At 60.2% G+C, this 24998-nt stretch carries 24 protein-coding genes; 17 read left to right on the top strand and 7 right to left on the bottom strand.

All coding sequences use genetic code 11. From position 1 onward, the window contains the following. Window positions 1-40: 40 nt before the first annotated feature. Together KUA11_RS13595 and KUA11_RS13590 are read right to left on the bottom strand one after the other, a co-directional pair. Window positions 41-961 carry a polyphosphate kinase 2 family protein gene (locus KUA11_RS13595; RefSeq protein ID WP_217411207.1) on the bottom strand — a complete coding sequence of 307 codons (921 nt, stop codon included), beginning with the start codon at window positions 959-961 and terminating at the stop codon, window positions 41-43. A 27-nt stretch (window positions 962-988) separates the two neighbouring features. After that, the gene (locus KUA11_RS13590; protein ID WP_217411205.1) at window positions 989-1744 is read right to left on the bottom strand and encodes an SDR family NAD(P)-dependent oxidoreductase; all 756 of its coding nucleotides are present in this window, start codon (window positions 1742-1744) and stop codon (window positions 989-991) included. A gap of 86 nt (window positions 1745-1830) precedes the next feature. Here KUA11_RS13590 and KUA11_RS13585 point away from each other — a divergent pair, with 86 nt between their 5' ends. From KUA11_RS13585 to KUA11_RS13570, 4 genes are all read left to right on the top strand, one after another. Further along, the gene (locus tag KUA11_RS13585) at window positions 1831-2433 is read left to right on the top strand and encodes a YqgE/AlgH family protein (RefSeq protein ID WP_217411203.1); all 603 of its coding nucleotides are present in this window, start codon (window positions 1831-1833) and stop codon (window positions 2431-2433) included. 125 nt (window positions 2434-2558) lie between these two features. Further along, a complete protein-coding gene (locus KUA11_RS13580; protein ID WP_217411201.1) occupies window positions 2559-3497 on the top strand; it encodes an SMP-30/gluconolactonase/LRE family protein in 939 nt (312 codons plus the stop codon). Window positions 3498-3652: 155 nt separating this feature from the next. Beyond that, window positions 3653-5476, top strand: a complete 1824-nt coding sequence (typA, locus tag KUA11_RS13575) for a translational GTPase TypA (protein ID WP_166312697.1) — start codon at window positions 3653-3655, stop codon at window positions 5474-5476. Window positions 5477-5747: 271 nt separating this feature from the next. Further along, window positions 5748-6899, top strand: a complete 1152-nt coding sequence (locus KUA11_RS13570; protein ID WP_217411199.1) for a mechanosensitive ion channel family protein — start codon at window positions 5748-5750, stop codon at window positions 6897-6899. Between the two features lie 8 nt (window positions 6900-6907). Here KUA11_RS13570 and KUA11_RS13565 read toward each other — a convergent pair whose 3' ends face one another. Beyond that, a complete protein-coding gene (locus tag KUA11_RS13565; RefSeq protein WP_217411197.1) occupies window positions 6908-7507 on the bottom strand; it encodes a DNA-3-methyladenine glycosylase I in 600 nt (199 codons plus the stop codon). Between the two features lie 165 nt (window positions 7508-7672). Between KUA11_RS13565 and acs the strand changes: the two genes are divergently transcribed. The 3 genes from acs (at window position 7673) to KUA11_RS13550 (ending at window position 12551) form a co-directional block, all read left to right on the top strand. Next, window positions 7673-9574, top strand: a complete 1902-nt coding sequence (gene acs / locus KUA11_RS13560; protein ID WP_217411195.1) for an acetate--CoA ligase — start codon at window positions 7673-7675, stop codon at window positions 9572-9574. A 305-nt stretch (window positions 9575-9879) separates the two neighbouring features. Further along, a complete protein-coding gene (locus KUA11_RS13555) occupies window positions 9880-11505 on the top strand; it encodes an inorganic phosphate transporter (RefSeq protein ID WP_217411193.1) in 1626 nt (541 codons plus the stop codon). A gap of 299 nt (window positions 11506-11804) precedes the next feature. Beyond that, entirely contained in the window at window positions 11805-12551 is a 747-nt protein-coding gene (locus KUA11_RS13550; RefSeq protein ID WP_217411191.1) for a DUF72 domain-containing protein, read from the top strand. Window positions 12552-12641: 90 nt separating this feature from the next. Here the strand turns inward: KUA11_RS13550 and KUA11_RS13545 are convergent, their stop codons facing one another. After that, window positions 12642-12938 carry a hypothetical protein gene (locus KUA11_RS13545; protein WP_217411189.1) on the bottom strand — a complete coding sequence of 99 codons (297 nt, stop codon included), beginning with the start codon at window positions 12936-12938 and terminating at the stop codon, window positions 12642-12644. Between the two features lie 330 nt (window positions 12939-13268). On the opposite strand from KUA11_RS13545, the gene KUA11_RS13540 reads away from it, so the two are divergent. The 10 genes from KUA11_RS13540 to KUA11_RS13495 all read left to right on the top strand — a co-directional run bounded on the left by KUA11_RS13540 (window position 13269) and on the right by KUA11_RS13495 (window position 22186). Continuing rightward, on the top strand, window positions 13269-14165 hold the full coding sequence (locus KUA11_RS13540; RefSeq protein WP_217411187.1) for a LysR family transcriptional regulator: 897 nt from the start codon (window positions 13269-13271) through the stop codon (window positions 14163-14165). 186 nt (window positions 14166-14351) lie between these two features. After that, window positions 14352-15713 (top strand): LLM class flavin-dependent oxidoreductase, encoded by a 1362-nt coding sequence (locus KUA11_RS13535; RefSeq protein WP_217411185.1) that lies wholly within the window; start codon window positions 14352-14354, stop codon window positions 15711-15713. Further along, window positions 15710-16594, top strand: coding sequence for a sulfurtransferase (locus KUA11_RS13530; protein ID WP_217411183.1), 885 nt, complete (start codon window positions 15710-15712; stop codon window positions 16592-16594). Before KUA11_RS13535 ends, KUA11_RS13530 begins: the two co-directional genes overlap by 4 nt. 1 nt (window position 16595) lies before the next feature. After that, complete coding sequence (locus KUA11_RS13525; protein WP_217411181.1) at window positions 16596-17987, top strand: amidase family protein; 1392 nt, start codon at window positions 16596-16598, stop codon at window positions 17985-17987. Between the two features lie 66 nt (window positions 17988-18053). Further along, window positions 18054-18437 (top strand): RidA family protein, encoded by a 384-nt coding sequence (locus tag KUA11_RS13520; protein ID WP_217411179.1) that lies wholly within the window; start codon window positions 18054-18056, stop codon window positions 18435-18437. Between the two features lie 71 nt (window positions 18438-18508). Further along, window positions 18509-19294, top strand: coding sequence for a hydroxyethylthiazole kinase (gene thiM, locus KUA11_RS13515; RefSeq protein WP_217411177.1), 786 nt, complete (start codon window positions 18509-18511; stop codon window positions 19292-19294). A 43-nt stretch (window positions 19295-19337) separates the two neighbouring features. Next, window positions 19338-19874 carry an NADPH-dependent FMN reductase gene (locus tag KUA11_RS13510; protein WP_217411175.1) on the top strand — a complete coding sequence of 179 codons (537 nt, stop codon included), beginning with the start codon at window positions 19338-19340 and terminating at the stop codon, window positions 19872-19874. After that, entirely contained in the window at window positions 19871-20377 is a 507-nt protein-coding gene (locus KUA11_RS13505; protein ID WP_217411173.1) for a flavin reductase family protein, read from the top strand. Before KUA11_RS13510 ends, KUA11_RS13505 begins: the two co-directional genes overlap by 4 nt. 76 nt (window positions 20378-20453) lie before the next feature. Next, window positions 20454-21563 carry a 3-isopropylmalate dehydrogenase gene (leuB, locus tag KUA11_RS13500; RefSeq protein WP_217411171.1) on the top strand — a complete coding sequence of 370 codons (1110 nt, stop codon included), beginning with the start codon at window positions 20454-20456 and terminating at the stop codon, window positions 21561-21563. 110 nt (window positions 21564-21673) lie between these two features. After that, window positions 21674-22186 carry a hypothetical protein gene (locus tag KUA11_RS13495; RefSeq protein ID WP_217411169.1) on the top strand — a complete coding sequence of 171 codons (513 nt, stop codon included), beginning with the start codon at window positions 21674-21676 and terminating at the stop codon, window positions 22184-22186. 39 nt (window positions 22187-22225) lie between these two features. On the opposite strand, the gene KUA11_RS13490 is transcribed toward KUA11_RS13495, so the two are convergent. The 3 genes from KUA11_RS13490 to KUA11_RS13480 all read right to left on the bottom strand — a co-directional run bounded on the left by KUA11_RS13490 (window position 22226) and on the right by KUA11_RS13480 (window position 24717). Further along, window positions 22226-23473 carry an MFS transporter gene (locus tag KUA11_RS13490; RefSeq protein ID WP_217411167.1) on the bottom strand — a complete coding sequence of 416 codons (1248 nt, stop codon included), beginning with the start codon at window positions 23471-23473 and terminating at the stop codon, window positions 22226-22228. A 22-nt stretch (window positions 23474-23495) separates the two neighbouring features. Further along, on the bottom strand, window positions 23496-23897 hold the full coding sequence (locus KUA11_RS13485; RefSeq protein ID WP_217411165.1) for a GlcG/HbpS family heme-binding protein: 402 nt from the start codon (window positions 23895-23897) through the stop codon (window positions 23496-23498). 94 nt (window positions 23898-23991) lie between these two features. Then, window positions 23992-24717, bottom strand: a complete 726-nt coding sequence (locus tag KUA11_RS13480; protein WP_217411163.1) for an IclR family transcriptional regulator — start codon at window positions 24715-24717, stop codon at window positions 23992-23994. Window positions 24718-24998: the final 281 nt, after the last annotated feature.

Raw genomic sequence — 24998 nt, 5'->3', positions numbered from 1 at the left:
TTCTCACGATTTCTTTGCGGTCACTCTGTGGAACGCGGCTTTAATCTGGTTTCTCGCTCATCAGTTCGTCCCGATACCGATCCAGACTTGTGGCAAAGGCCGGGTCCATCACGGGTGGCTTCTGTTTGAGGGCTTCCAGCGCGTCGATAATGGTCTCCATCACGACCAGCCGGGCGTACCATTTGTGGTTGGAAGGGACGACAAACCAAGGGGCATAAGGACGTGATGTGTGGCCGACCGCCTCTTCATACGCGCACTGATACTTGTCCCAGAACTGACGCTCCTTCACGTCGGACGTGGAAAACTTCCAGCGCTTTTCCTTGTCGTCGAGCCGTGCCAGCAGCCGCTCGCGCTGTTCCTCACGTGAGATGTTGAGAAAGAACTTGAGGACCACCGTGCCCTGACGGGCGAGATAATGCTCGAAATGACGGATGTCCTCGAAGCGTCCCTGCCAGAAGGCATCCGTGTTGATTGCTCCCGGAAGGTGTTCGCGTTCCAGCATTTCCGGATGGACGCGCGTGATCAGGACATCTTCGTACTGGCTGCGGTTGAAGATGCCGATCCGTCCGGCGGAGGGGGCCACGATGTGGACGCGCCACAAAAACCCGTGCAGCAGTTCCTGCGGACCGGGCTGTTTGAACGAAGAGACGCTCACGCCCGCGGGATTTACACCCGACATGACGTGCTTAATCGTGCCATCCTTGCCGGCCGTGTCCATCCCCTGAAGTACGATGAGCATGGAGGTCGTGCCGTTGGCGTAGAGCAGTTCCTGAAGCTCGGACAGCCGTTTGCGCGACAGCTTGAGCAACGCCTTGCCCTGCGCCTTGTCCAGCCCCAGTCCGCCATCGTCTTCCGGGTCATGATCCGCGATGTGAAACGGCTTGGTGCCGTCCACACGGTAGCGGGCGGGAAGGGCTGCGAGGATATTGCGCGAGAGTTTGTGCGTGTCGTGTCCGGTCATGGGGGAAGCATCCCCCATATGGTGCGATCAGTCCATGTCGCGCCGGACGGCAAGGCCACCCGCGGCCTGACACACCGGCATCATCTCGATGCGGTTGATGTTCACATGCGCGGGCAGACCGATGATCCACGCCACCGTCTCGGCAACGTCCTCGGGCAGGAGAGGGTGTGTGCCACGATAGACGTCTTCGGCCTTTTCGTCGCTGCGCAGGCGCACATTGCTAAACTCGCTACCGCCGCAAAGTCCGGGCTCGATATTGGTGGCGCGCACATGGGTGCCGAGCAGGTCGGTGCGCAGGTTGCGCATGAACTGCGACACGAACGCCTTGGTGCCGCCATAGACGTTGCCGCCTGCATAGGGATAGGTGCCGGCTGTGCTGCCAATGGAGAGGATGTGGCCGTGGTCGCGCTCCACCATGCCGGGCAGAAGGGCGCGGGTGATCTCCACGACACCGGAGATGTTGGTGGCGATCATGCTTTCCCAGTCATTGATCTCGGCGTCCTGCGCGGGTCCGATCCCAAGGGCGAGTCCGGCGTTGTTCACCAGCACGTCCACGCGCCGCCACTCCTCGGGCAGACTGTGGGGAAGGGCGCGAAGTGCTTTACGGTCGGTCATATCAAGTGTGAGAGGGTGGAACTGCTCTCCCAACTCCGCGTGAAGTTCCTCCAGCCGCGCGGTACGCCGGCCCGTGCCGATCACGCGGTGACCGTCTTTGACCAGCCGCCGGGCAATCGCTGCGCCAAATCCTGCCGTAGCGCCCGTCACCAGAACCGTCTCGACCATGATGCGTCCTTTCCAGATTGATGCCGTCATTAGCGGCAGCGCGTGCCTGTGTTGTCAAACGGGAAGGGGCACACCATATCTGGAGCATGTCTCATGCATCCATTGACACGATTACGCCGAGCGACGGGACTGAAAGTCTGACGGGACACCTTCTCATCGCCATGCCATCTCTTGCCGAATCCGGGTTCGACCGGAGCGTTATTTATGTGTGTGCCCATTCGGCCGATGACGGCGCCATGGGCATTGTCGTCAACCGCCGGCTTTCACAGCCGCCGTTGGAAGACCTGTTCTCGCAACTCGATATTGCGCCTACACCGCCGCGTCGCCGGATCGGCATGTGCGCGGGTGGGCCGGTGGAAATGGGGCGCGGACTGGTGCTGCATTCCTCGGACTGGAATGGCGATGGCACGTTGGCCATCGACGGGGACGTGTCGCTGAGCGCCAGTCTGGATGTGCTGCGTGACATTGCTTCGGGCGAGGGACCGCGTGACGCCCTGCTGGCACTCGGGCATGCCGGATGGGCGGCGGGACAGCTTGAGGAAGAACTGACCCGTCATTCCGCGTGGCTGGTGGCGCCCGCCACGCGCGAGATCGTTTTCGGCACGGATCACGCGACCAAATGGCGCAAGGCTCTGGCCGCCATCAATATCGATCCGTTGCGGCTGGCGTCCTTTACAGGCAACGCCTGACCCGCTTTCGTGATCTCTGTGCGGCCACTGCAACCCTGCTGACCGGCGCGGGGTTGCAACCCGTTGCAAAGTCGAGATGTTCTCTCTCGGGGCGTTGCGCGCCGATCCAAGATAGAGAGTCGATCATGACGAATATACCTTTTCCTGAAACGAGCCGTTCTTCGCACGATGACGCGGTGGTGTGCGTCTGGTCACTTGAGGCGCAGCTTGGCGAGGGACCGGTATGGAGTGCCGCTGACGACGCTTTCTACTTCGTGGATATCCTCGGACACGCCCTGCATCGCTATCGCCCATCCGATGGGGAGCGACGGTCATGGACCGCGCCGCGACGCCCCTGTTTTCTCGTGCCGGCGCAGGACGGCGGTCTGATCTGCGGCATGGAGGACGGGCTTTATCTCTTCGATCCCAAAGAAGGCCGCAAGCATCTTATCATGCCGATTGAGGCGGATCGTCCGGGCACGCGGCTGAACGACGCGCATATCGACGGGATGGGGCGTCTGTGGTTCGGGACCATGGACGACGCGGAGAAAAATCCGATCGGCTCCCTCTACAGTCTCGATCGGACGCTTTCGCTGCGGCGGCATCACAACGGTTACACGATCAGCAACGGGCCGGTGGTCTCGCCGGATGGTCAGACGCTCTATCATTGCGATTCCGCTGAAGGCACGATCTATGCCTTCGATCTTGACGGGGATGGAGCGCTGCATAATCGCCGGGTCTTCGCCCGGATCGAGGCGGAAGGTCAGGCACCGGACGGACTGGCGATGGATGAGGCCGGGACCGTATGGGCTGGTGTGTGGGGTGGCGGACGGCTGGAGCGCTTCCGCGCGGATGGCACGCGACTTGACCCGGTCATGCTTCCCGCCCGCAATGTGACCAAAGCGGCCTTCGGGGGCTCGGATCGTCGCACCCTGTTCATCACGACGGCCTGCAAGGGGCTGTCGGAGGCCGAGATTGCCCGCCAGCCACTCAATGGGGGCGTGTTCTGCCTGCGGGTGGACACACCCGGCCTTGAGCAGGGTGTGATGATCCTGCCGGAGTTGACCCCCGACGTCGAAAATTGACCGGTTGATGTGGCTGCAGGGGGCGCTCACGCAAGTTTCGCGTGCAATCCCGGCCGCTGCGCTCTATTGACTGCGGACAACAGGGGTCCGCTGCAGGTTTGATAGGCTGTCAGTGGCGGATCTGCATGCAGGAAAAGAGTCAGGCCCGCCACACGATGGATATTCGTAACATCGCCATTATCGCGCACGTCGATCATGGCAAGACCACACTCGTCGATGAACTGCTCAAGCAGTCCGGCTCGTTCCATGAGCACCAGCAGGTGGCGGAACGCGCGATGGACAGCAACGATCTCGAGCGTGAGCGCGGCATCACCATTCTGGCCAAGTGCACCTCGGTCGTGTGGAAAAACACCCGCATCAACATCATCGATACACCGGGTCACGCCGACTTCGGTGGTGAGGTCGAGCGTATCCTGAGCATGGTGGACGGCGCGATCGTGCTGGTGGACGCCGCTGAGGGCGCGCTGCCGCAGACGAAGTTCGTCGTGGGCAAGGCTCTGGCGCGTGGCCTCAAGCCGATTGTGGTGGTGAACAAGATCGACCGTGGCGATGCCCGCCCGGACGAAGTTCACAACGAGATTTTCGACCTGTTCGCCTCACTCGGCGCGAATGACGAGCAGCTCGACTTCCCGATGCTCTACGCTTCGGGCCGTCAGGGCTGGGCGGACACGGAGCTGGACGGACCGCGCAAGGATCTCTCCCCGCTGTTCGATCTGGTGCTGCGTCATGTGCCGGCCCCGAATCTGGACAAGGACAAGCCGTTCGCGATGGTTGCGACCATCCTCGAGTCCGACAACTTCCTTGGCCGCGTGCTGACGGGGCGTGTCGAGCAGGGACGCGCGAAGGTTAATATGCCGGTCCGCGTCCTGCGTGAGGATGGCAGCGTGGTTGAGACGGGTCGTCTGACCAAGCTGCTGTGCTTCCGTGGTCTCGACCGTGTGCCGGTGGACGAGGTTGAAGCTGGCGACATCGTGGCTGTGGCCGGTCTGTCGGAGGCCACCATCCCTGACACCATCGCGTCTCCGGAAGTGACGGCACCGCTGCCGGCTATTCCGGTCGATCCGCCGACGCTGTCCATGACGTTCCGTATCAATGACGGCCCGCTGGGCGGCCGCGAGGGCAAGAAGGTCACGTCGCGTCAGATCCGTGACCGTCTGTTCAAGGAAACGGAAAGCAACATCGCCATTCGCGTGAGCGAAAGCCCCGAGAGCGAGGCGTTCGAAGTCGCGGGCCGTGGCGAGCTTCAGCTTGGCGTGCTGATCGAGACCATGCGTCGTGAAGGCTTTGAGCTGACCATCGGTCGTCCCCGTGTGCTGTTCCGCACGAACGAGGAGACGGGCGAGCGCGAAGAGCCGTACGAAGAGGTGCTGATCGATGTGGACGAGCCGTATTCGGGCGTCGTGGTCGAGAAGATGTCGCTCCGTAAGGGGCAGATGCAGGACATGCGGCCTTCGGGCGGTGACAAGGTGCGTCTGACCTTCATCATCCCGTCACGCGGCCTGATTGGTTATCATGGTGAGTTCCTGACCGACACGCGCGGCACGGGCATCATGAACCGTCTGTTCGCAGGCTATCAGCCCTATGCCGGTGTGATCGAGGGCCGTCGCAACGGTTCGCTGATCTCCTCGGAAGACGGTGTGACCACGCAGTATTCGCTGTTCTCGTTGCAGGATCGCGGCACGCTGTTCGTGAATGCAGGTGAGAAAGTCTATATCGGCATGATCATCGGCGAGCATTCGCGTGAGAATGATCTCGAAGTGAATGCGGTTCGTGAAAAGAAGCTCACCAACATCCGTGCCGCTGGCAAGGATGAGGCTCTGCTTCTGATCCCGCCGCGCAAGATGAGCCTTGAGCAGGCGATTGCCTACATTGAGGACGACGAACTGGTGGAAGTGACGCCGTCTGCCGTGCGTCTGCGTAAGCGCTACCTCGACCCGCACGAGCGCAAGAAGCACGCGCGTTCGCGCAAGGACGACTGAGCAGCGACAATTTCGCTTGCTGGACGGCCGGGGCTCGATCCCGGCCGTCTCGGGCAGGGTTTTCTCCTGCCCTTGGGAGGTCAGGTGCCTCCCTCTTTCGGGCCATGACCTGTGTGTCCGTGCAACGCCGCGCTTTCTGTCGCGTTGTTCACCTCCGTGTCCGAATATTCTGACTGGCGCTTGCGTATAAACTGGCTCCCGCATCTGGAGACGGATCGGGCCTGTTCGCACGTTACAGATTCGGCTCACGGAAAGGAAAAGGGACGCTCTGTTGAAGGAGACGTTTTTCTCAGCTCTCGCGAATCTTCTTCAGTGGTTCGTCTGGTTGCCGCCCACTTTTGCCTCACTTCTCATTCTCGCGATGGTGGGTGTTCTGGCCGCAGGTGTGACGGGGCTTGTCATCACGCGCGGGCTGGCGCGCGTTCCCGGTAAAAGACGCGGGTCGTTCATTCGCAGCAGCGCAACTACGCTGCGTCATCCCGCGCAGGTGATGGCGGCGGCGGTGATGACGATCATCGCCATTCCGGCGCTTGAACTGCCCATGTGGCTGGCTGGTGGTCTCGCGCATGCGTTTGCCGTGATGCTGGTGCTGGCCATGGGAGTTGGGCTGGTCAAGGCCGCGCGGCTGGCGTCGAGCATTTATATCGAGCACATCGATGCCTCCGCCGATGACCGCGAGGAGGACATCCTCGGGCGCAAGCATTTCACGCAGGTGCGGCTGCTTCAGCGCATGGCGGAAATCATCATCGGTGTGCTGACGATCGGCACGGCGCTGATGACGTTCGACCCTGTGCGGCAGTATGGGTTGAGCCTGCTGGCTTCGGCCGGTGCGGCCTCCATCATCGTCGGTTTTGCGGCGCGCTCCGTCATCACCAATCTGATTGCGGGCGCGCAGATCGCCATCACGCAACCCATCCGCATGGGGGACATGATTGCCTTTAACGGAGACTGGACGTGGGTGGAGGAAATCAACGCCACCTTCGTGGTGCTGAAAGCGTGGGACAAGCGTCGCCGGATCGTGCCGCTGTCCTACTTTCTCGACAATCCGTTCGAGAACTGGACCTATAATTCCGCCGAACTGACGGGCGCAGTCTATCTGCCGCTCGATTTCCTCGCTCCCATGCCGGCAATTCGCGCGAAGCTGGGAGAGATCGTGGAGAGTTGCCCGGAATGGAACGGCAAGGATTTCAGTGTGCAGGTGGCGGATGCCAATGACCGCACGATGATGGTCCGTGTGACGGCAGGCGCGCGCACGGCAATCCGGAGCTGGGATCTGCGCTGCGCGATCCGCGAGCAGATCATCGACTGGATTCGTGACAATTGCCCGGAAGCGTTTCCGCAGACACGCTTCTCGGCGCATGCGTCTGCACCGGACAATCCGCATCATCTGATGGCGCTGGGTGGTCCTGAAACAGCCGCCTGACACTCAATTCAGCGCGGCACCACGAAGCGGGCACGCGCGGCTTCGGCTTTTGCACGCAGGGCACAACCCTCGGCATGATCGTTCACCAGTCCCATCGCCTGCATGAAGGCGTGGATGGTTGTTGGTCCTACGAATTTCCAGCCACGTTTGCGGAGTTCTTTCGATAGAGTGCGTGACGCCTCTGTCTCGGTGAGCATCTGGGGGGAGGATGTGCGTGGTGGTTCGAAGCGCCACAGCCACGCCGCCAGCGAGCCTTCGCGCTCCAAAAGCTCGCTCATCCGTCGGGCATTGTTGATGATGGCTTCGATTTTGCCCCGATGACGGACGATGCCCGGATTAGCGAGCAGGCGCTGCACGTCATGCTCATCGTAGCGCGCGATCTTCTCGTGATCGAAGTTGTCGAACGCAGCCCTGAAGTTCTCGCGCTTTTCAAGAATGGTCCGCCAGCTTAGGCCGCATTGGAAGCTTTCCAGACACAGCTTCTCAAACAGTCTGCGATCTTCCGCGACGGGAAAGCCCCATTCATGGTCATGATAGGCCATGTAGGTAGGAGTGGCGGCGCACCATGCGCAGCGGGGGACGCCATCGGCATGTGTGTGAAGAGTCATGGTATTGGTCCGAAGAGCATGGGGCGGTTTGTGAATCTACGCAGGATGTAAAATTTTTACACGCACGTTTTTACAATATTGCACGGTCTTTTGCGGGTGCGAGATGGATGGCGTGACGCTTCAGTGCTGATAATGTCGCAAGATTCGCCATCCGGAAGAAGTGCCATGTCCTCGTCATTCTGCCTTACCCCCCAGACCTATCACGCGTTGACGGATGGCGTGCGCCGTGACCCCGAAGAGTTCTGGCTCAAGGAAGGGCATCGTCGTCTTGTCTGGAGCCGCGAGCCGACCCGGGCCATGGATCAGGAAAAGGGCTGGTTTGCTGATGGCACGCTGAACGCCAGCGTGAACTGTCTGGATCGCCACCTTCCCGAACACGGCGAAAAGACCGCCATCATCTGGCAGGGCGAGGAGGCGGATCATGTCATCCGCCTGACCTATCGCGAACTGCATGTCCGTGTCTGCGCGTTCGCCAATGTTCTGCGTGACAGCGGCGTGAAGCGTGGGGACCGTGTGGCCATCCACCTGCCCTGCGTGATCGAGGGCATTATCGCCATGCAGGCCTGCGCGCGTATCGGGGCCATGCATGTGGTGCTGTTCGGGGGGTTCTCTGCCGAGGCCATCGCGGACCGTCTGGCTGACAGCGGCGCCGTGGCGGTGGTCACGGCCAATGTGGGGCGTCGCGGTGCGAAGCGGATTCCCTACAAGACGACGATGGACGCGGCCCTGCGTCTGCGGGGCGATAAATCCATGGTCCGGCATGTACTGGTCGTCGGCGTCACGGAGGATGAGGTGCCGCTGGAGGCGGGCCGGGACGCGCTGCTGGAACCGCTGTTGCAGGCGGCATCCACGGACTGTGCCCCGGAGGCGATGAATGCCACCGATCCCCTGTTCTTGCTCTACACCTCCGGCAGCACCGGCAAGCCCAAGGGCATCGTGCATGGAACGGGTGGTTATCTGACGTGGGCGTCGTTCACGCATCAGTTGGTGTTCGATCACCAGCCGTCCGACATTTTCTGGTGCACCGCCGATATCGGCTGGGTTACCGGCCACAGCTATGTGGCGTATGGACCGCTGGCCAATGGCGCGACGATCCTGCTGTTCGAAGGCATGCCGTCTCACCCGACCCCGGGCCGTTGGTGGGAGGTTATTGCCAAGCATGGCGTGACCACCTTCTACACGTCTCCCACGGCCATCCGGGCACTGATGAGCGAAGGAGATGAAATCCCCGGTCGCTATGATCTGTCGAGTCTGCGTGTGCTGGGCTCGGTGGGCGAGCCGATCAATCACGAGGCGTGGACATGGTTCCACGAGGTGATTGGCGGCGGTCGCTGCCCGGTGGTGGACACATGGTGGCAGACGGAGACGGGTGGCGCGATGATCTCGCTTGTGCCCGGAGCTGTTGAGGCGCGTCCGGCCTCGGCCACACTGCCGCTGCCCGGTGTGAATCCGGTGTTGCTGGACGAGAAAGGACAACCGCTTGAAGGGGTGGCCGAAGGTATCCTGTGCATCGATGGCTCATGGCCCGGTTGCGCGCTGACGATCTGGAATGACGACGCATTGTTCCAGACGACTTATTTCAAGCCGTATCCGGGGCATTATTTCACGGGTGATGGGGCGCGCCGGGATGAGGATGGCTATTTCTGGATCACGGGGCGCGTGGACGACGTCATCAATGTCTCGGGCCATCGCATCGGTTCGGCGGAGATCGAGGACGCGATTTCGGAAATTCATGACATTTCCGAAAGTGCCGCCGTGGGTATTCCGCACGATCTCAAGGGGCAGGGGCTGATTGTCTATATCGTGCCGCATGAGGGGCTGGATAAAGCAGTAACAGCCGGTCTGAAGGATCAGGTCGTGCGCATCATCGGAACCAAGGTGGGACGTTACGCGGTGCCGGAGAAGGTGTTTGTCGTGCCGGATCTGCCCAAGACGCGCTCAGGCAAGAATGTGCGGCGTTTGATGCGCAAGATTGCCTGCGGAGAGACGGAAGGTTTTGGCGATCTGTCCACGTTGGCCAATCCCGCGATCGTGCCGGAGCTGATTCGTATCGTAGGTGAGGGATAGGCTGCGGCGATCTTGCGCGTCGTTTTGAGAAGGATGCGCAGACCCCTTGTCGCGGGCGAGCGAAAGGTAACGCTGTCCAAGATGGTGCGGAAAGCGGAGTGTCCTTTCGACTCAATAAAATGTGTGAGGACAGAGAGTTGCGCCCTCTCACCTGCCGGACGATCAGTGTTCGGCAGGTGAGAGGGTGTTTTCAGATTCTGCTGTCTGCGACGGCATTGTCATAAAACCATAAAATTTCCTGTGTCGTGTTTCGACACCGCGTGCCGTAAACCCCGGCATTAAGGTTAACGGAACATGGACTGACGATGTCCCAAGCCATCATGAATGCCGACGTAGAGGTTGCGCCCGTTTCCCGTCCTGACATGGACGGTGGCAACAAGCCCTTGCACGTCGTCATGTTTTTCACAGTGCTGATCGGTGCGCTCGGTTTTGCGGCGTTCAGCATCCTGCACGATATGCACGCCGTGGGCGAAGGGCCACTTGCCACGGGTACGTTCGTCCTTCTCGGTGTGGCCCTGATCATCGCGCTGGCCTTCGAGTTCGTGAACGGGTTCCATGACACGGCCAACGCCGTTGCCACGGTGATCTACACGCACAGCCTGCCGCCGCTTTTTGCGGTCATCTGGTCTGGCTTCTGGAACTTCCTCGGCGTTGCGACGTCGGCGGGGACGGTGGCCTACAGCATTGTTACGCTGCTGCCGGTGGAGCTTATCCTCGATGCTGGCAACACGGCCGGTTATGCGATGATCTTCGCGCTGCTGCTTGCCGCGATCATCTGGAACCTCGCCACTTGGGCGTTTGGCATTCCCAACAGCTCGTCGCACGCGCTGGTCGGTTCGATCATGGGTGTGGGTCTGGCCAACCAGTTCATGGCGCCTGCTGGCGCCACGACGCAGGGCGTCAACTGGGAGCAGGTCCGCAAGGTTTTCTCATCCCTTCTGTTCAGCCCGGTCTGTGGGTTCGTGATGGCGGCCCTGCTGCTTCTGACGCTCAAGCTGCTGGTGAAGAACCGGGCGCTCTATGACGCACCGAAGGGTCATGAGCCGCCGCCTTGGTGGATTCGTGGTCTGCTCATCACCACCTGCACGGGCGTGTCTTTCTCGCATGGTGGCAATGACGGTCAGAAGGGCATGGGTCTGATCATGCTCATTTTGATCGGTGCGGCGCCGACGGCGTACGCGCTGAATCGCGCGATGCCGGAAAGCGCGATGCCGGCCTTTATCCAGACGGCCGATCAGGCAAATCATATCTTCCTCGACCATGCGGGCGCTGTGCCGGTGGCGATGGATGTGGCGACGGCCAAGACCACGGTGGGTGCGGCGCTGCGCGCGCAGTCGGTGGCCTCTCCCGAGACGTTCTCCGCCCTTGCCGTGCTGAGCCACGATATTTCCGACTCAGTGCGGACCTATGGCTCCATGAAATCCGTTCCGGCGGCTGCCGTTCCGAACGTGCGCACCGAGATGTATCTCTCTGCCGATGCCATCCGTGTCATGGGAGCGGCCAATGGTTTCAGCGCGGATGAGAAGAAGACACTCAAGTCCTTTCAGTCCGATCTGTATGCCGGCACACGTTTCATTCCGCTGTGGGTGAAGGTCTCGGTCGCTATTGCGCTGGGTCTGGGCACGATGGTCGGCTGGAAGCGCATCGTCATCACGGTGGGTGAGAAGATCGGCAAGACCCATCTGACCTATGCCGAAGGCGCATCAGCCGAAGTCGTGGCCATGAGCACGATCGGCCTGGCGGAAGGTTATGGCTTGCCGGTGTCCACGACGCACATTCTCTCCAGCGGCGTGGCCGGTGCGATGGAAGCCAATGGCTCGGGCCTGCAGTGGTCCACGCTGCGGTCCATGGCGATGGCCTGGGTGACGACACTTCCGGCCGCTATGGCGATTTCGGGGTGCCTCTACGTTATTTTCCGTCAGGTGTTCTGATGGGCTAGGGGAAATACCTTTGGGTATTTCCCCCTTCTCTTTGTTTCCAGCTCCGTCTGTTGCTGTCATGACGACATGCGGCAGACGGGGCTTTTTTATGGAGATGTGCTCGTCAGATCGCCATGTCTGTCGATCGAATTTGTTTTGGTGGGTAAGCGGCGATACTGCTGGTCGTCTATCATAAAGACGTCAGCCTAAGCTGTTCTCCTCATGGGGAGTGTTCAGACGCATGAAGAACATGGTTCTTTTGTGTGTAAGATCGCGGGGTGTACGTTTGCGATCATAGGGAGGAATGGTTCATGTCCATACGTATTGGCGTTGCTGGCTGGTCGATTCCTTCTGCGCTTGCCACACAGTTTCCTTCAAGCGGCACGCATCTTGAACGCTATGGCACACGTTTTTCAGCCGTCGAGATCAACAGCAGTTTCTATCGGCCGCATCGACGCACGACATACGAACGCTGGGCGGCAAGCGTGCCGCCTGCATTTCGTTTCTCCGTCAAGCTGCCCAAGGCCATTACGCATGAGCGTCGTCTGGTCGATTGTCAGGCACTCATGGAGAGATTTGCAGAGGAGACGAGCGGTCTGGGTGACAAACGTGGCCCCATTCTGATTCAGCTTCCACCGAGCTTCGTCTATCCCGGCGATATTGCCGAACAATTCCTCAGTGATCTGAAATCCCTGACGACAGGAGGGCCCCTCGTTCTAGAGCCGAGGCATGTCAGTTGGTTCCAGCCGGAGGTTGATCGCATGTTGAAGAGACAACAGGTGTCACGGGTTGCGGCAGATCCGGCCAAACCGTTACAGGCCGCGCGGCCCGGAGGTTGGGAAGCTCTTGTCTATTTTCGATTGCACGGCTCTCCCCGTATTTATGAGTCACCTTATGGGGAACAGGCCATTCAGGCTCAGGCAAAAACCGTTGCCTCACTTAACGCTCGTGGCGTCGATATTTGGACGATCTATGACAACACCACATATGGTGCTGCCACGAAAAATGCTCTGGAATTTGAAGACGCCATACTCCGTCAAAGACAAAGTGGACAGTGAAATGGTCCGTGGCCGCTCGGTCTTTTGGTATCGAAAGATTGATTGACTGCGTTCACAAGAGCCGCAAGAACGCTACCTCTTCAGAATAAGCTACGTCGCTTCCTTATTCGTCTGACATGCCGGTGTCGAACGAGCCTGAGTTAGCGCCTTTTCCAGTCGGGCACGCGTGGCAGTTCCCATGCGCCCCATGCCACAGGCTTTACGCATCGCACTCAGAAGATCGCTCTCGCTGCGTCCGTTTCCATCGAGAGCGCGGGCGAGCGTGACGAGGGCCGCCAGCGGAACCGTTGCGGGGTCGAGGCTTTCCCCGGCGGCAGGCGCGGGAAAGGGGATATCTGTCTCGGGTGAAAAATGCGGTGGCCAGATGAAGATGCCGCAGTATTCCATGTTGCGGGTCAGTGTCGGCAGATGTCATGAGTCTCGTGTAGCAGTTCTTCTACGCTGCGGTGGACGGTAAAGGTTATCTCCGCGCGGATGGGGCTGTGTCGTGTTTATCCAATGCTGCCGCAACTCGATGGCCAGGATCGTCTTGGTTGGCTCACTATTCGACTGTGATGAACGGCTCTCCCCTCCATAAACGCTGGAGGCGAATGTGACGTCAGCGGTATCGTCCAAATTATGGGTCTATTTTTCATCTGCCGTTGCAGATGTGCCCCGAGGCCCGCATGCTCAGCATCTGTTGGATGCACGCTCACCGGCCGTTGGCAGAAGGGCATCATGAAGAATCTTGATCTGTTCCGGTCTTTCGCTGCTCTTGGAGAACTCTGCAACTTCTCTGACGCCGCTGCGCGACTGGGAATCACTCAGCCCACTCTGACCAAGCAGATTGCCCGGCTTGAGGACATGATGGGCACGCAGTTGTTTGAACGCTCCCGGCAAGGAACGGAACTCACCGCTTTCGGCTGCCAGTTTCTGGCTGAGGTGCAGCCGCTGGTGCGCGAAGCGAACCGTATATGGGAACGCGGATTGCGAATGGCCCATGGAGAAACCGGCCAACTCGCCATCGGCTTTACGTTTTCCGCTTTGGAAATCATGACGCACGCGTTGATCGCTTATCGTGATGCCTATCCAGAAGTTGAACTGACTTTCAATGATATTTCCTCACAATCCCAGTTGCCGATGGTGCGCGAACGGCAACTCGACATCGCGTTCGCTCGTTGGCCCGCGGCTCCTGATCTCGCCTCCTGTCTGATCTCGCGTGACCGGCTGGCTTTCGTCTTTCCTGTTGCGCTTGCAGGCCAGATCGCAACGATCGATAGCCCTGCCATAAAGGAACTGCCATTTATCCGACTGAAAAAATCTGTGGCACCGGGTTTCGAAGAGGCTGTGGAACGACTGTTTGCGTGGAAGGGCATTGATCCCGCCGTGACGCATTGGGTCAATGAGAGCCTTGTGCAGCTTCGGATGGTCTCCGCGGGATTGGGCGTGGCAGTGATGCATGAGTCAGCCCTTTCGGGTGTGATCGACACTCATGCGATCGTTGCTCAGGGGATCGAGGGACCGGCTCTCTCGTGGCAGGTGGGCATGTTCTGGCGCAAGGACGAGAAAAATCCCGTCGTTGGAAATTTCCTGCGTATCGCGCATGAAGTGATGCGAACCTCATCTGGGCCATGAGTGGATGCACCGAGAGCCGCTGCCCTTAAGCTGTATGTTCGTTTGGGAAGTGAGCGTCATTCCATAAGTTATCACCGAAAGAAACTCTTTGCGGTTCAAAGCCGGAGATTACGCTGCCTATGCTGCGTGAAAGAGAGGATATCACGTTGCTTTCACAGCGTGATGCCAGCAGAAGAGAGGCGGCTCATGACCAGACAGATGCATCTCGCAGCTTTCATGAACGCAGGGCCGATGGGCACCACGGGCTGGCGCCATCCTGATGCCGATCCCGGCTTTATGACGCCCGGCTATTACCGCAAAATCGCGCGTATTCTGGAGAGCGCGTGTTTCGATCTGGCCTTCATCCCCGATGCCTTGTCCATGCCCCGTTCACTGGGGAACTCATTCCGTCCGGCAGTAGAGTGGGGATCCGGCACGCCACGTCTGGACCCCATGACCGTGCTGGGAGTTATGGCCGGGGTGACTGAGCATCTGGGGCTCGCCGCCACGATTTCGACCGGCTATCACGAGCCTTACAATCTTGCCCGGACCCTTGGCACATTCGATTACATGACTGATGGGCGTGCGGGCTGGAACATTGTCACGTCCTTTCAGGATGCGGAGGCCCAGAATTTCGGGCAGCCTCGCCTTCCGCCGCGTGACGAGCGTTATGCGCGCGCTGAAGAGGTGCTGGAAGCCACGACCCAGCTATGGGACAGTTGGGATGACAATGTGATCTTTCAGAATAAGGAAAGTGGACATTTCGGTGATCCTGATCGGGTGCGGTCGGTGGATTACACCGGACAGTATGTCAGCACGCAGGGACCGTTGTCGGTGCCTCGCCCTCCACAGGGGTATCCACTTCTGATTCAAGCTGGAGCGTCGCCTCGGGGGCGCGATTTTGCGGCCCGCTGGGCCGATGTCATCTTCTCCAGTGCGGAATCCCTCAAAAGCGCGGCAGCTTTCTATGCGGATATCAAGAACCGTGCGCGGGCACATGGGCGCGATCCTGAGCAGATCCGTATCCTCACCGCGGCCACGGTTGTTGTGGGCAGGACAGATGAGGACGCCATGGCGCGGCATGTGGCCTTTGCCGATCTGGTGCATCCCCTCGCCGGGCTGTCGCGACTTGCGTATCATGTCAATGTGGATCTCACGAAATACGATCTTGATGGACCTCTGCCCACACTCGATGAGGTGGGTGTGCAGGGGCATTACGAAGAAGTCGTGGAATTTGCCCGACGTGAAAACCTCTCGGTCAGAGAGATCGGCCGCTGGTACGGGGCACGCACGGAAGGCAACATGATCGGCTCTCCTGCAAGCATTGCCGACAATATGGAATTGTGGATGAAGGAGGGGGCTTCGGACGGCTTCATGGTGCAGGCCACACATCTGCCTGCGGCTTTTGAGGATTTTGCCAGCTTTGTTGTGCCGGAGTTACAGCGGCGAGGTCTTCACCGCACGGAGTATACCGGCCGCACGGCGCGTGAGACGCTGGGGCTTGCACGTCCTGCCCGCGATGAGTGGAAAAATCGTGTTGCTCCCGGGCGTAAAGGGAACGTGGGATGACGCTTCCCGATGGTCCGCTGATCGCGGCACCTTGGCTTGTCGCGCATCGTGCTGAGGTGATCGTGCTTGATGCCTCTGTCGGTAGGATAGGTCGTCCGGGAGGCGCCACGGATTTTGTTTCCGGTCGGGATGTGTTCACACAAGCGCATATCCCCGGTGCCCATCTGGCTGATTTATTCGGAGCGTTTTCCGACCCGGATGCTCCTTTTGCGTTTACACGTCCGCATATTGCAGCGCTTGAACAGGAAGCGCGTCGGCTCGGCATCCGTAACGACAGCGACGTGGTGGTCTATGATCGCCTTGGGGGCGCTTACGCGGCGCGTATCTGGGTTCTTTTTCGTGCCTGTGGATTTGATAGAGTGCGCGTGCTCAATGGCGGTCTGACGGCATGGGTCCATGCAGGCGGTATTGTGGAAACCGGGCCTGAGGTCTCGGCTTCTCCCGGTAATTTCACAGCTCGTCCCGTACCTTCGATTTTTGTCTCGACCGAGGAGGTGATGGAACTGGTCGCCTCCGGTGACGCGTCCCGTTCGCCTCTGGTCTGCGGTTTGCGAAAGGTGCAGTTCACGGCGGAAGGCAGCGATGATCCACGTCTTGGTCACATCCCGGGCAGCCTGAATCTACCGTATGCGGATCTGCTCGACAGCATGGGACGACTGGATTTTGCCCGGCTCAACGACGCTTTGAAGGAGCTGCAACTCGGACCGGAATTGGGCCGTCAGATAACGCCGGTGCTGTATTGCGGCGGCGGCATCAATGCTGCGGGTTTGGCTCTGGCCCTTGCCGCGACAGGGCGACCTTCTTTCCGGATCTATGATGATTCGATGAATGGCTGGACGGCTGATCCGTCGCGTCCCGTGCACCGTGGGCAGGAGAGGTAATGTGACCGATCTGCCTCTGATGAGTGCCGCCGAACTGACGCAGGCTTATGGGGCTGGCACACTCTCCCCGGTTGAAGTGGCTGAAGCGGCGCTGGCCGTGGTGGCGGGGCCGGCAGCAAGTCTCAATGCCGTGGCAAGCTCCGATGCCGATATGACCCGCGAGAGCGCGCGGGCAAGTGCCCGCCGTTGGGAGGCGGCACGGCCATTGGGACCGCTGGACGGTGTGCCCATAAGCTTCAAGGACAGTTTCCATATCAAGGGGCTGCCGCGTTGGCATGGTACGGCCTGTCATGAAGGTGTCGTCTCTGGGGCCGATGCGCTGCCGGTCATCCGCGCCCGAGAAGCGGGAATGATCGTAACTTGCAAGACCACGATGCCGGATTTCGCGATGATCATGTCCGGGATCAGCTCCGAACACGGTGTGATCCGCAATGCATGGGATCCGCGTACAAGTCCGGGTGGGTCTTCGTCCGGGGCCGGACCCAGCGTGGTGCTGGGAGCCGCGGCCATTGCCCTTGGCACCGACATGGTCGGCTCTGTTCGCATTCCCGCAGCTCTGTCGGGGCTGGCGTCCGTTAAGCCCACGCAGGGGCGCATTGCCTACGACCCTCCCGGGGCTTACCGCAGTGCCGGCCCGATGGCGCGGACGGTGGGAGATGTCACGCTGGCGTTGGCCGCTCTTGGCCAGTTTGCGTATGAGGATTTCTATTCGCTGGATGGTTGTTTCGTGCCGGCTCCTCCTCCAAAAGACCTCAAGGGGCAACGGATTGCGGTCTGGAAACGGGCGGGTTGGGGGGACGCGACCGATGCCGAAACTCTGATGGCCGTTGACTGGGCTGCGGAGCTGTTGAGCGCTCGTGGTGCCGAACTGATCGAGATCGAGGATCTGGATGTCGGTGCTGACGATTACATGGCGATTCACTGGAACATGCTGCATGTCGGTGCTCCCGATTACTTCGGGTTGCCCGCTGCGGCGCGAGGTCGGATCGCTCCTCCCATAGGAGCGCTGTATGACGGCCTGCTCTCTCAGTCTGCCATTCACGCCGCCAGCGTGACGCGCCGTGTCAACATGGCGGCGATCCGGGTGGCCCGACAGTTGGCCTCTTTCGATCACATACTGTCACCGGCCGTGCCGGTTCGTGCTTTTTCCGCTGAACTCTGTTGTCCCGACCCACACTGGGGTGCGGCCAGTCATCAGGCCTTTGCCTGCTGGTTCAACCAGATCGGTTGGCCGGCCGCCACCGTGCCGGTCCACCAGCCTGAAGATGGTGGCGTGCCCGTTTCCGTCCAGATCGCGGGCCGACGTTTCGACGATGCGCGGGTTCTGGGGATCGCAACCTTGCTTGAGACTGCGCGCGGGTTCGCCATCTGCTGGCCGCAGATCCAGACATGAATGCGTTGGGTTGCAGCGGTTGGCGCAATCGTCATCACGTCTTTGATGGAACAGCAGGAGGGTGAAATGAGCCGTCAAACTGTCTCGACCGGCAGTTCCTATGAGGAACTTATGGGATATGCCCGCGCGGTTAGCCAGAACGGGTATGTGTTCGTGTCAGGCTGTTCGGGCCTGGCACAGGAAGGGGGCGCGCATGGCGACGCCACGGCCCAGTTCGCTCGTGCCGTGGAGAAAGTCGCAAAAGTTCTGGCGCAGGCGGGGGCGAGCCTTGCCGATGTGGTCCGTAGCCGCGTTTATCTGACGGATCCGCAGGACTGGCAGGCGCTCATCCGCGCGCATGGCGTGGCCTTTGCCGCAATACGTCCGGCCTGCACGATGGTGCGGGTTGCGGGTCTTATCGATCCGGCCATGAAAGTCGAGCTGGAAGTTACGGCCATGAAAGAGGCCTGAACCGGACACGCATCTTTTTATGGTTACTTGATCTCACAGATACCTGAGCATCGCCACCGCTGGAGATACGCATGAAGGAACTGTCCTGGAAAGATCCTGATATCCGTCACGAACTGGCGCGTCTCAAGGCGCTTAAACCCTTCTGCTACGGGCTTACCAATTACGTCGCGGCCAATCTTTCGGCGAATGTTCTGCTGGCCGTAGGGGCGGGGCCGGCCATTGGCACGGCGATGGACTGGCCAGCCGTGTTCGGTCGTCACGCCCATGCGGTCTGGATCAATGCCGCCAGCCTGATGAGTTGTGGCCCGGAAGATATCCGTCTGGCCGCCCGTTCGGCACACGAGGCCGGAGTGCCGTGGGTTCTGGATCCGGTTGCGGTGGGAGCCGGGGCACCAGCCTATGATGCGGTTGTGAAAAGTCTTCTGGAATTCAGGCCGACTGCCATTCGTGGCAATGCATCCGAACTGATCGCTCTGGCTGGCGGTCAAGGGGGAGGACAAGGTGTCGAAACGACGATGACGTCCGATCAGGCCGTGCCTTTTCTGGAAAATGTCGCGGCCAGCATCGGCACAGTTGCGGCTGTCAGCGGTCCTGTGGACTACATCACGGATGGCCGCGTGACGTATGCGGTGGGCGGTGGCGATGTGCGGCTGACACAGGTGACGGGAGCGGGCTGTTCACTGGGTGCGCTGATGGCGGCGATGCTGGCTGGCGCACAGGACCGGATGATGGCCGTCGCGGCGGCTCATGCTGTCTATGCCGAAGCCGCCGAACGCGCGCAGCCAGCGGTGGGCACGGGCAGTTTCGCGGTGGCCTTTCTCGATCAGCTTTCGCTGCTGAATCCCTTGGAAGAGTGATGTGACCATCCGGTTGTTACCGGGTGCATAGGAGAATTGAAGCATGAAGATCACCATGCTCTGCGGCAATCCTTCCGCTGGTGGCCGCACGACGACTCTCGGCATGGAAGTGGCGCGCGCACTGGCGTCTTTACTTGGAGCGCAGGAGCCCAGTGCTCCGATCGAGCTGGCTGAGCACACGCAGGGTCTTTTCAGTTGGGGGCACGAAGAATTGGCTGCCATCGTCAGGGAGGTGGCGGAGAGCGATTTCATCGTCATCGCCACACCGACTTACAAGGCGAGTTTCACAGGGCTGCTGAAAAGTTTCCTCGATCAGTATGGCGCGGGTTCCCTGCGTAACAGGGTGGTGCTTCCTGTCTTTACGGGAGGTTCGGCCGCCCACAGTCTGGCGCCGGATTACACATTGCGGCCGCTGCTTGCGGAACTCGGTGCCAGCGTGCCGGGATCAAGCCTCTATGTGATGACGTCAGAACTGGAACGTCAGTCCGAGATTGTTGCCGATTACATCGAAGTCAACCGCTATGTCCTGCTCGGTGCCGCTCATGGAGTCTCTTTGGCGCGACAAGGAGTGGAGGGATGAGCGGTCTTGTTGCGACGGCCATAGACCCCACCCATCTGCGCGAGGTGGTCGGAGCCTATGTCTCGGGTCTCACCATTGTTACGTCTCGGCTCCCGGGCGGTGAACTCGTGGGCATGACCTGTCAGAGCTTCCATTCGCTTTCGCTCGATCCACCGCTTGTGGCTTTCTTTGCGGGGAACCATTCGAAAAGCTATGCCGCTCTACGCTCGGCAGGTAGGTATGTGATCAATGTTCTCGCAGCCGACCAGAAGGCTCTGGCCTTGCAGTTTGCCCGTTCGAGTGGAGACAAATGGACCGGCGTGAAGTTTCACGATGATGCTGCCGGCCTGCCGCGTCTTGACGGGGCCATCGCGCATATTTCCTGCTCTCAGGCGGCGGAATATCCCGGTGGGGATCATATGATCGCAGTAGGGCAGGTGAGGGAACTGGCACACGATCCAGCAAAACGGCCTTTGCTTTTCTTTCGTTCCGATTTTCACAGGCTGCATGTGGCGGAGGAATGAGGTCGGCACTCAGATTGAATCCCCCTCGCGTGGCTGGTAAGCACGGCGGACCAACCAGAGAAGGCCGGAGATTGTCATGAGCGCCAGAAAACTGCTGATTCTTCCGGGTGACGGCATCGGACCCGAGGTCATGCGCGAAGTGGCGCGCGTTACGGCGTGGCTGGGGCGCAAGCGTGGTATTACGTTTGAGGTCTCGGAGGATCTGGTGGGGGGTGCGTCGCTCGCGGAATATGGCGTGCCGCTGCGCGATGAAGTGATCGAGAAGGCGCGGGAGGCGGATGCTGTCCTGTTCGGCTCGGTGGGTGATCCGAAATGGAACCATGTCGGCTTCGACAAGCGGCCGGAACTGGCCATCCTCAAGCTGCGTCAGGAACTGGGTCTGTTCGCCAATCTGCGGCCGGCCAAAGTGTTCGATGCGCTGGTGGATGCCTCCACGCTCAAACCCGAGGTTGTGAAAGGCCTCGACATCATGATCGTGCGCGAGAGCACGGGCGGCATCTATTTCGGTGATCCGCGCGGCATTGAGACTCTGCCGAATGGTGAAAAGCGGGGCATTAACACCGAAGTCTACACCACGCACGAAATCGAGCGTGTGGGACGTGTGGCGTTCGAACTGGCGCGCAAGCGGAAGAACAGTGTGTACTCCGTTGAGAAGTGCAATGTCATGGAGAGCGGGCTTCTGTGGAAGGAAGTCATCACCGATCTGCATGCGCGTGAATATTCCGATGTGACGCTCTCACACATGCTGGCCGATAACTGCGCCATGCAGTTGGTGCGCAACCCGCGCCAGTTCGATGTGATCGTGACGGGCAATCTGTTTGGCGACATCCTTTCGGATCTGGCCTCCATGTTGACAGGCAGCCTCGGCATGCTGCCGTCCGCTACGCTGGGTGCGCGCGGCGCGAATGGAAAGATGCCGGCTCTTTATGAGCCGATTCATGGCAGTGCGCCGGATATTGCAGGCAAGGGCATTGCCAATCCCATCGCGCAGATCCTCTCGTTTGCGATGCTGCTGCGCTATTCCTTCGATCTGCAGGCTGAGGCCGACATGATCGAGACGGCGGTCTCCAACGTGTTGGCCAGCGGGCTGCGGACGGCGGACATCATGAGCGAAGGCAAGGCACGTGTGGGCACGGACGTGATGGGCGAGGCCATCGTGCGTGAACTGGACAAGATGGCGGGATAAGCTCGTTTTTCACGGGCATCCGAATGGCAGCCATGCCCGGGCTGCTTTCTTTCTGTCCTCCCACTGACGGTAGAACCACGCTCATCCGCAGCAGCGCATGAGGCAAGGCAATGACGAGCACGTGGGGGGACTTTCAGGCGATCATCCAGCTTTCGGCTGGCTTGAACGTCGCGATTCTCAGCTTCGTGGATATCAGCATTCCGGCCATCAAGGAGCGTCGGCGCGTTTTCACCAAAGCGCGGCAGGAACTGGATATCTATCGCAAGAATCCCCACAAGGTGACGGAAGAGGAAAAGATCGCTCATGCGGGTGAGGTCGGTGTGATTGACCGGCAGCTTTTCGATTTGTGGCGCGAGACTTCCGAGTTCGAGACGGTGGAGGATTCCATGATGAAGACCACCGGTGTCTTCGGGCTGGCGGGCGCGGTTCTGAGCATCAGCCTGCTATGGTATTCCGGCCTGCATTACGATGAGAGCATGTCCACGGTGGGAGAGGTGCTGACAGGTGGGTCTTTTCTGTCGTTGCTGGCCGCGTTCGGCATGAACTTCTTCACGGCTTTTCGGGCCACCCACTATACCCAGCGTTGTAATGAACTTCGGGCGCAGATGCGCAAGCGCCTGTAAAGAGACTGCCCCCGCCTTGTGGCGGAGGCAGAGATGTCTTCAGACGATGGGCTGACGGATTTCCTTCTGGCCGCTGCGTCTGAGCAGCAGGAGGGCGAGCAGATAGGTGGCCAGCCCCCCACAGGACAGCACGGCGCCCCCAATGCCTAGTGCGCTGTAACCGAACTGATGTGCGAGCAGCATGCTGCCGAGCGAAGCACCCAGCGCATTGGCGATGTTGAAGGCGGAGTGGTTGAGGGAAGCCGCGAGAGTCTGGGCGTCTCCTGCAAAGTCCATCAGGCGCGTCTGCAAGGCTGGTCCCAGTCCATTGACGAAAGAGGGCACCAGAAAGACGATCACCGCCAGCGCGATGGGCTGCTCCAGAACGCAGGCGAAGGTCAGCATGACGATGGCACTTCCCCCAAGGGCGAGGATCGCTGCGAGATCGAGCTTGCGATCCACGATCCACGCGCCGGCATTGGCTCCGGCCAGCATCCCGCATCCCCATATGACCATGTAGAGCATCACGGCCCATTCGGGCACATGCGTGACATGCTGCAAAATGCTTGTGAGATAAGTGTAGATTGCGAACATGCCGCCAAAGCCGATGGCGGCGGTGAGAAGGGTGAGCAGCACCTGCGTGTTGCCCATGGCGGTCACTTCGCGCAGGGGCGAGTTCCTGCGGTTGGGCTGGTCTGCCGGGATATAGCGCCACACACCGAAGAAGGTGAGCAGTCCGAAAAGACCGATAATCAGATAGGCGATGCGCCAGCCGAAATGGTTGGCTGCAAACGTGGAAAATGGCGCACCGATGAGCGTGGAGATGGCGATGCCTGACAGCACACGTCCGACGGCCCAGCCGCGGCGTGAGCGTTCCACCATGGTCGCGGCGACAAGGGCCGAGATGCCGAAGAGCGCTCCATGTGGCAGCCCGGTAATGAAGCGCGCGACTTCGATCAGACCCGGTGTGGGCATGCAGATGCTCAGGATATTGCCGAAGACGAACAGCAGCAGCATCGAAAGCAGCAATTCCTTGCGCGACAGGCGCGCGCCAAGAATGGTGATGAGCGGCGCACCGATCACCACGCCCAGCGCGTAGGCCGTGATGGCGTAGCCTGCATCGGCATCGCTCAGACCAAGGGATGCCGCAAACTCCGGAAGCATTCCCATGATGGCGAATTCACCGGTACCCACGACGAAGGCGCCGAATGTCAGCACCCCGATGGCAGCCGTGCGGCCGTGAGGGGGCGGGATGAGAGGAGCCACCGCAGGGGGGAGAGCGTCTGGCGGCAAAGTTTCTGGGGACATGGAGGAGATCTCGGAAAAGGGATCAAATACCGGCAAGGGCGCGCGCAGCAACACGCGCTATGGCGATGTCATCCGGGGTGGAAGCGCCGGATACGCCGATGCTGCCCAACACCGTGCCATCGGTGTTTCTGAGCAGGATGCCGCCGCCGAAGCTGGTTAGGCCATCGTTGGTGTTTTCAAGAGTGTAGGCCTCCCCATCGGGCCGGCCGAGAACTGCGAAATCGGCGCTGTCCATGTGGAACAGGATCGCTGTGCGCGCCTTTTTGCGGCTGACATCGATCACGCCGAGAGGCACGCCCTCCATGCGGGCGAAGGCCATGGGCCATGCGGCGGCGTCGAGAATGGTGACGCAGACCTGTACCTCAATTCGTTTCGCTTCGGCCAGAGCCGCGTCCAGCATGGACAGGGCAGAGGAAAGTTTCATAGTCCCGACCTTTATTGAAAGGAGCGGCAGATTAGCGGCGACGTTGGAGAAGGATACGGTAAAAATAGGCCGTAACGGTACAAGTTCACTTTGTTCAGTAGTGTTGAACCCGGACACGCTCCAGATGGCGCATCATGACCCACGCCAGTCGGACGAGACGGTGACGGGGAAGGAGATCGGCGGGGCCGGTGAGGCACAGGCTGGCGCGGACTTCCCCATTCTCCCGCCACGGGACGGCGACGCCATTCTGGCCGGGACGATAGGATTCGAGATCAAGGGCGTAGCCGTGGATACGCACGGCTTCGATCTGATTCAGAATGTCCGTATGCAGCGCGCCCGTGCGGGTGCTGAGCACGCGGCGGCCAAGTCCCGGCACGAAGGCGAGGAAGACGAGACCTACGGCTGAGCCTTCGAGCGGTTCGCGACGGAGCGGGCGCGGACGTGTTTCGCCAGTGGGTTCCACGATATCGAGATAGGTGGCTTCATCCCCACTCGGGACGGCGAGCCATGCCGTGGCGCCACTCTCCCTTGCCAGTGTTTCCAGCGTGGGACGTAAAAGGCTGCGGAGTGCGCTATCGTCTCCGACAATGCGCGCCAGATTGAGGATGCGTCCTCCGAGATGATAGCGCACGTCTCCCGGCCGTCGCTGGACATAGCCCAGTTGGGTCAGGGTCTGGAGGATGTTGTGCGCGGTTGTCTTGCCAAGTCCTGAGACGGTAGCGATCTGTTGCAGCCGCGCGCCACCACCTTCCTGCGCGATGATTTCCAATATGGCGGCTGAGCGCTCGATGGACTGGATCAGTTTGGGCGGCTTCGACATTCGGTGACATGTTCCATAAGGCGTGACGCCCCTCAGTGTTCAACAATGTTGAACACATGCTTGAGTGTGAGTGAAGCTTCAGCCGAAACTGCCCCACCTATCATGAAAAACCGAGTTTCCGCAGGAACAGGTTCTTTCCATGGAGTGCGATATTTTGGAAATGGGGCGATTGGCACTTGCCTGTCTGCAATGCGGCATAGGGCGGCGCGCTGGATCGGTTCGGATACATTCGGTCAATCCGTGGTTGTCACGGAAGACTATGGGCAAGAAATTGGCCGGCG

It is taken from the genome of Acetobacter estunensis (genome assembly GCF_019083805.1).
Taxonomy (GTDB): Bacteria; Pseudomonadota; Alphaproteobacteria; order Acetobacterales; family Acetobacteraceae; genus Acetobacter; species Acetobacter estunensis_A.
Note: the sequence above shows the minus strand (reverse complement) of the source record. Positions and strands in the feature narration are given on the sequence as shown.

What these genes read in the sequence shown, in the direction of transcription:
- KUA11_RS13595 (WP_217411207.1), bottom strand. Translation starts at nt 961, where the DNA reads ATGACCGGACACGACACGCACAAACTCTCGCGCAATATCCTCGCAGCC.
- KUA11_RS13590 (WP_217411205.1), bottom strand. Translation starts at nt 1,744, where the DNA reads ATGGTCGAGACGGTTCTGGTGACGGGCGCTACGGCAGGATTTGGCGCA.
- KUA11_RS13585 (WP_217411203.1), top strand. Translation starts at nt 1,831, where the DNA reads ATGTCTCATGCATCCATTGACACGATTACGCCGAGCGACGGGACTGAA.
- KUA11_RS13580 (WP_217411201.1), top strand. Translation starts at nt 2,559, where the DNA reads ATGACGAATATACCTTTTCCTGAAACGAGCCGTTCTTCGCACGATGAC.
- typA (WP_166312697.1), top strand. Translation starts at nt 3,653, where the DNA reads ATGGATATTCGTAACATCGCCATTATCGCGCACGTCGATCATGGCAAG.
- KUA11_RS13565 (WP_217411197.1), bottom strand. Translation starts at nt 7,507, where the DNA reads ATGACTCTTCACACACATGCCGATGGCGTCCCCCGCTGCGCATGGTGC.
- acs (WP_217411195.1), top strand. Translation starts at nt 7,673, where the DNA reads ATGTCCTCGTCATTCTGCCTTACCCCCCAGACCTATCACGCGTTGACG.
- KUA11_RS13555 (WP_217411193.1), top strand. Translation starts at nt 9,880, where the DNA reads ATGTCCCAAGCCATCATGAATGCCGACGTAGAGGTTGCGCCCGTTTCC.
- KUA11_RS13550 (WP_217411191.1), top strand. Translation starts at nt 11,805, where the DNA reads ATGTCCATACGTATTGGCGTTGCTGGCTGGTCGATTCCTTCTGCGCTT.
- KUA11_RS13545 (WP_217411189.1), bottom strand. Translation starts at nt 12,938, where the DNA reads ATGGAATACTGCGGCATCTTCATCTGGCCACCGCATTTTTCACCCGAG.
- KUA11_RS13540 (WP_217411187.1), top strand. Translation starts at nt 13,269, where the DNA reads ATGAAGAATCTTGATCTGTTCCGGTCTTTCGCTGCTCTTGGAGAACTC.
- KUA11_RS13535 (WP_217411185.1), top strand. Translation starts at nt 14,352, where the DNA reads ATGACCAGACAGATGCATCTCGCAGCTTTCATGAACGCAGGGCCGATG.
- KUA11_RS13530 (WP_217411183.1), top strand. Translation starts at nt 15,710, where the DNA reads ATGACGCTTCCCGATGGTCCGCTGATCGCGGCACCTTGGCTTGTCGCG.
- KUA11_RS13520 (WP_217411179.1), top strand. Translation starts at nt 18,054, where the DNA reads ATGAGCCGTCAAACTGTCTCGACCGGCAGTTCCTATGAGGAACTTATG.
- thiM (WP_217411177.1), top strand. Translation starts at nt 18,509, where the DNA reads ATGAAGGAACTGTCCTGGAAAGATCCTGATATCCGTCACGAACTGGCG.
- KUA11_RS13510 (WP_217411175.1), top strand. Translation starts at nt 19,338, where the DNA reads ATGAAGATCACCATGCTCTGCGGCAATCCTTCCGCTGGTGGCCGCACG.
- KUA11_RS13505 (WP_217411173.1), top strand. Translation starts at nt 19,871, where the DNA reads ATGAGCGGTCTTGTTGCGACGGCCATAGACCCCACCCATCTGCGCGAG.
- leuB (WP_217411171.1), top strand. Translation starts at nt 20,454, where the DNA reads ATGAGCGCCAGAAAACTGCTGATTCTTCCGGGTGACGGCATCGGACCC.
- KUA11_RS13495 (WP_217411169.1), top strand. Translation starts at nt 21,674, where the DNA reads ATGACGAGCACGTGGGGGGACTTTCAGGCGATCATCCAGCTTTCGGCT.
- KUA11_RS13490 (WP_217411167.1), bottom strand. Translation starts at nt 23,473, where the DNA reads ATGTCCCCAGAAACTTTGCCGCCAGACGCTCTCCCCCCTGCGGTGGCT.
- KUA11_RS13485 (WP_217411165.1), bottom strand. Translation starts at nt 23,897, where the DNA reads ATGAAACTTTCCTCTGCCCTGTCCATGCTGGACGCGGCTCTGGCCGAA.
- KUA11_RS13480 (WP_217411163.1), bottom strand. Translation starts at nt 24,717, where the DNA reads ATGTCGAAGCCGCCCAAACTGATCCAGTCCATCGAGCGCTCAGCCGCC.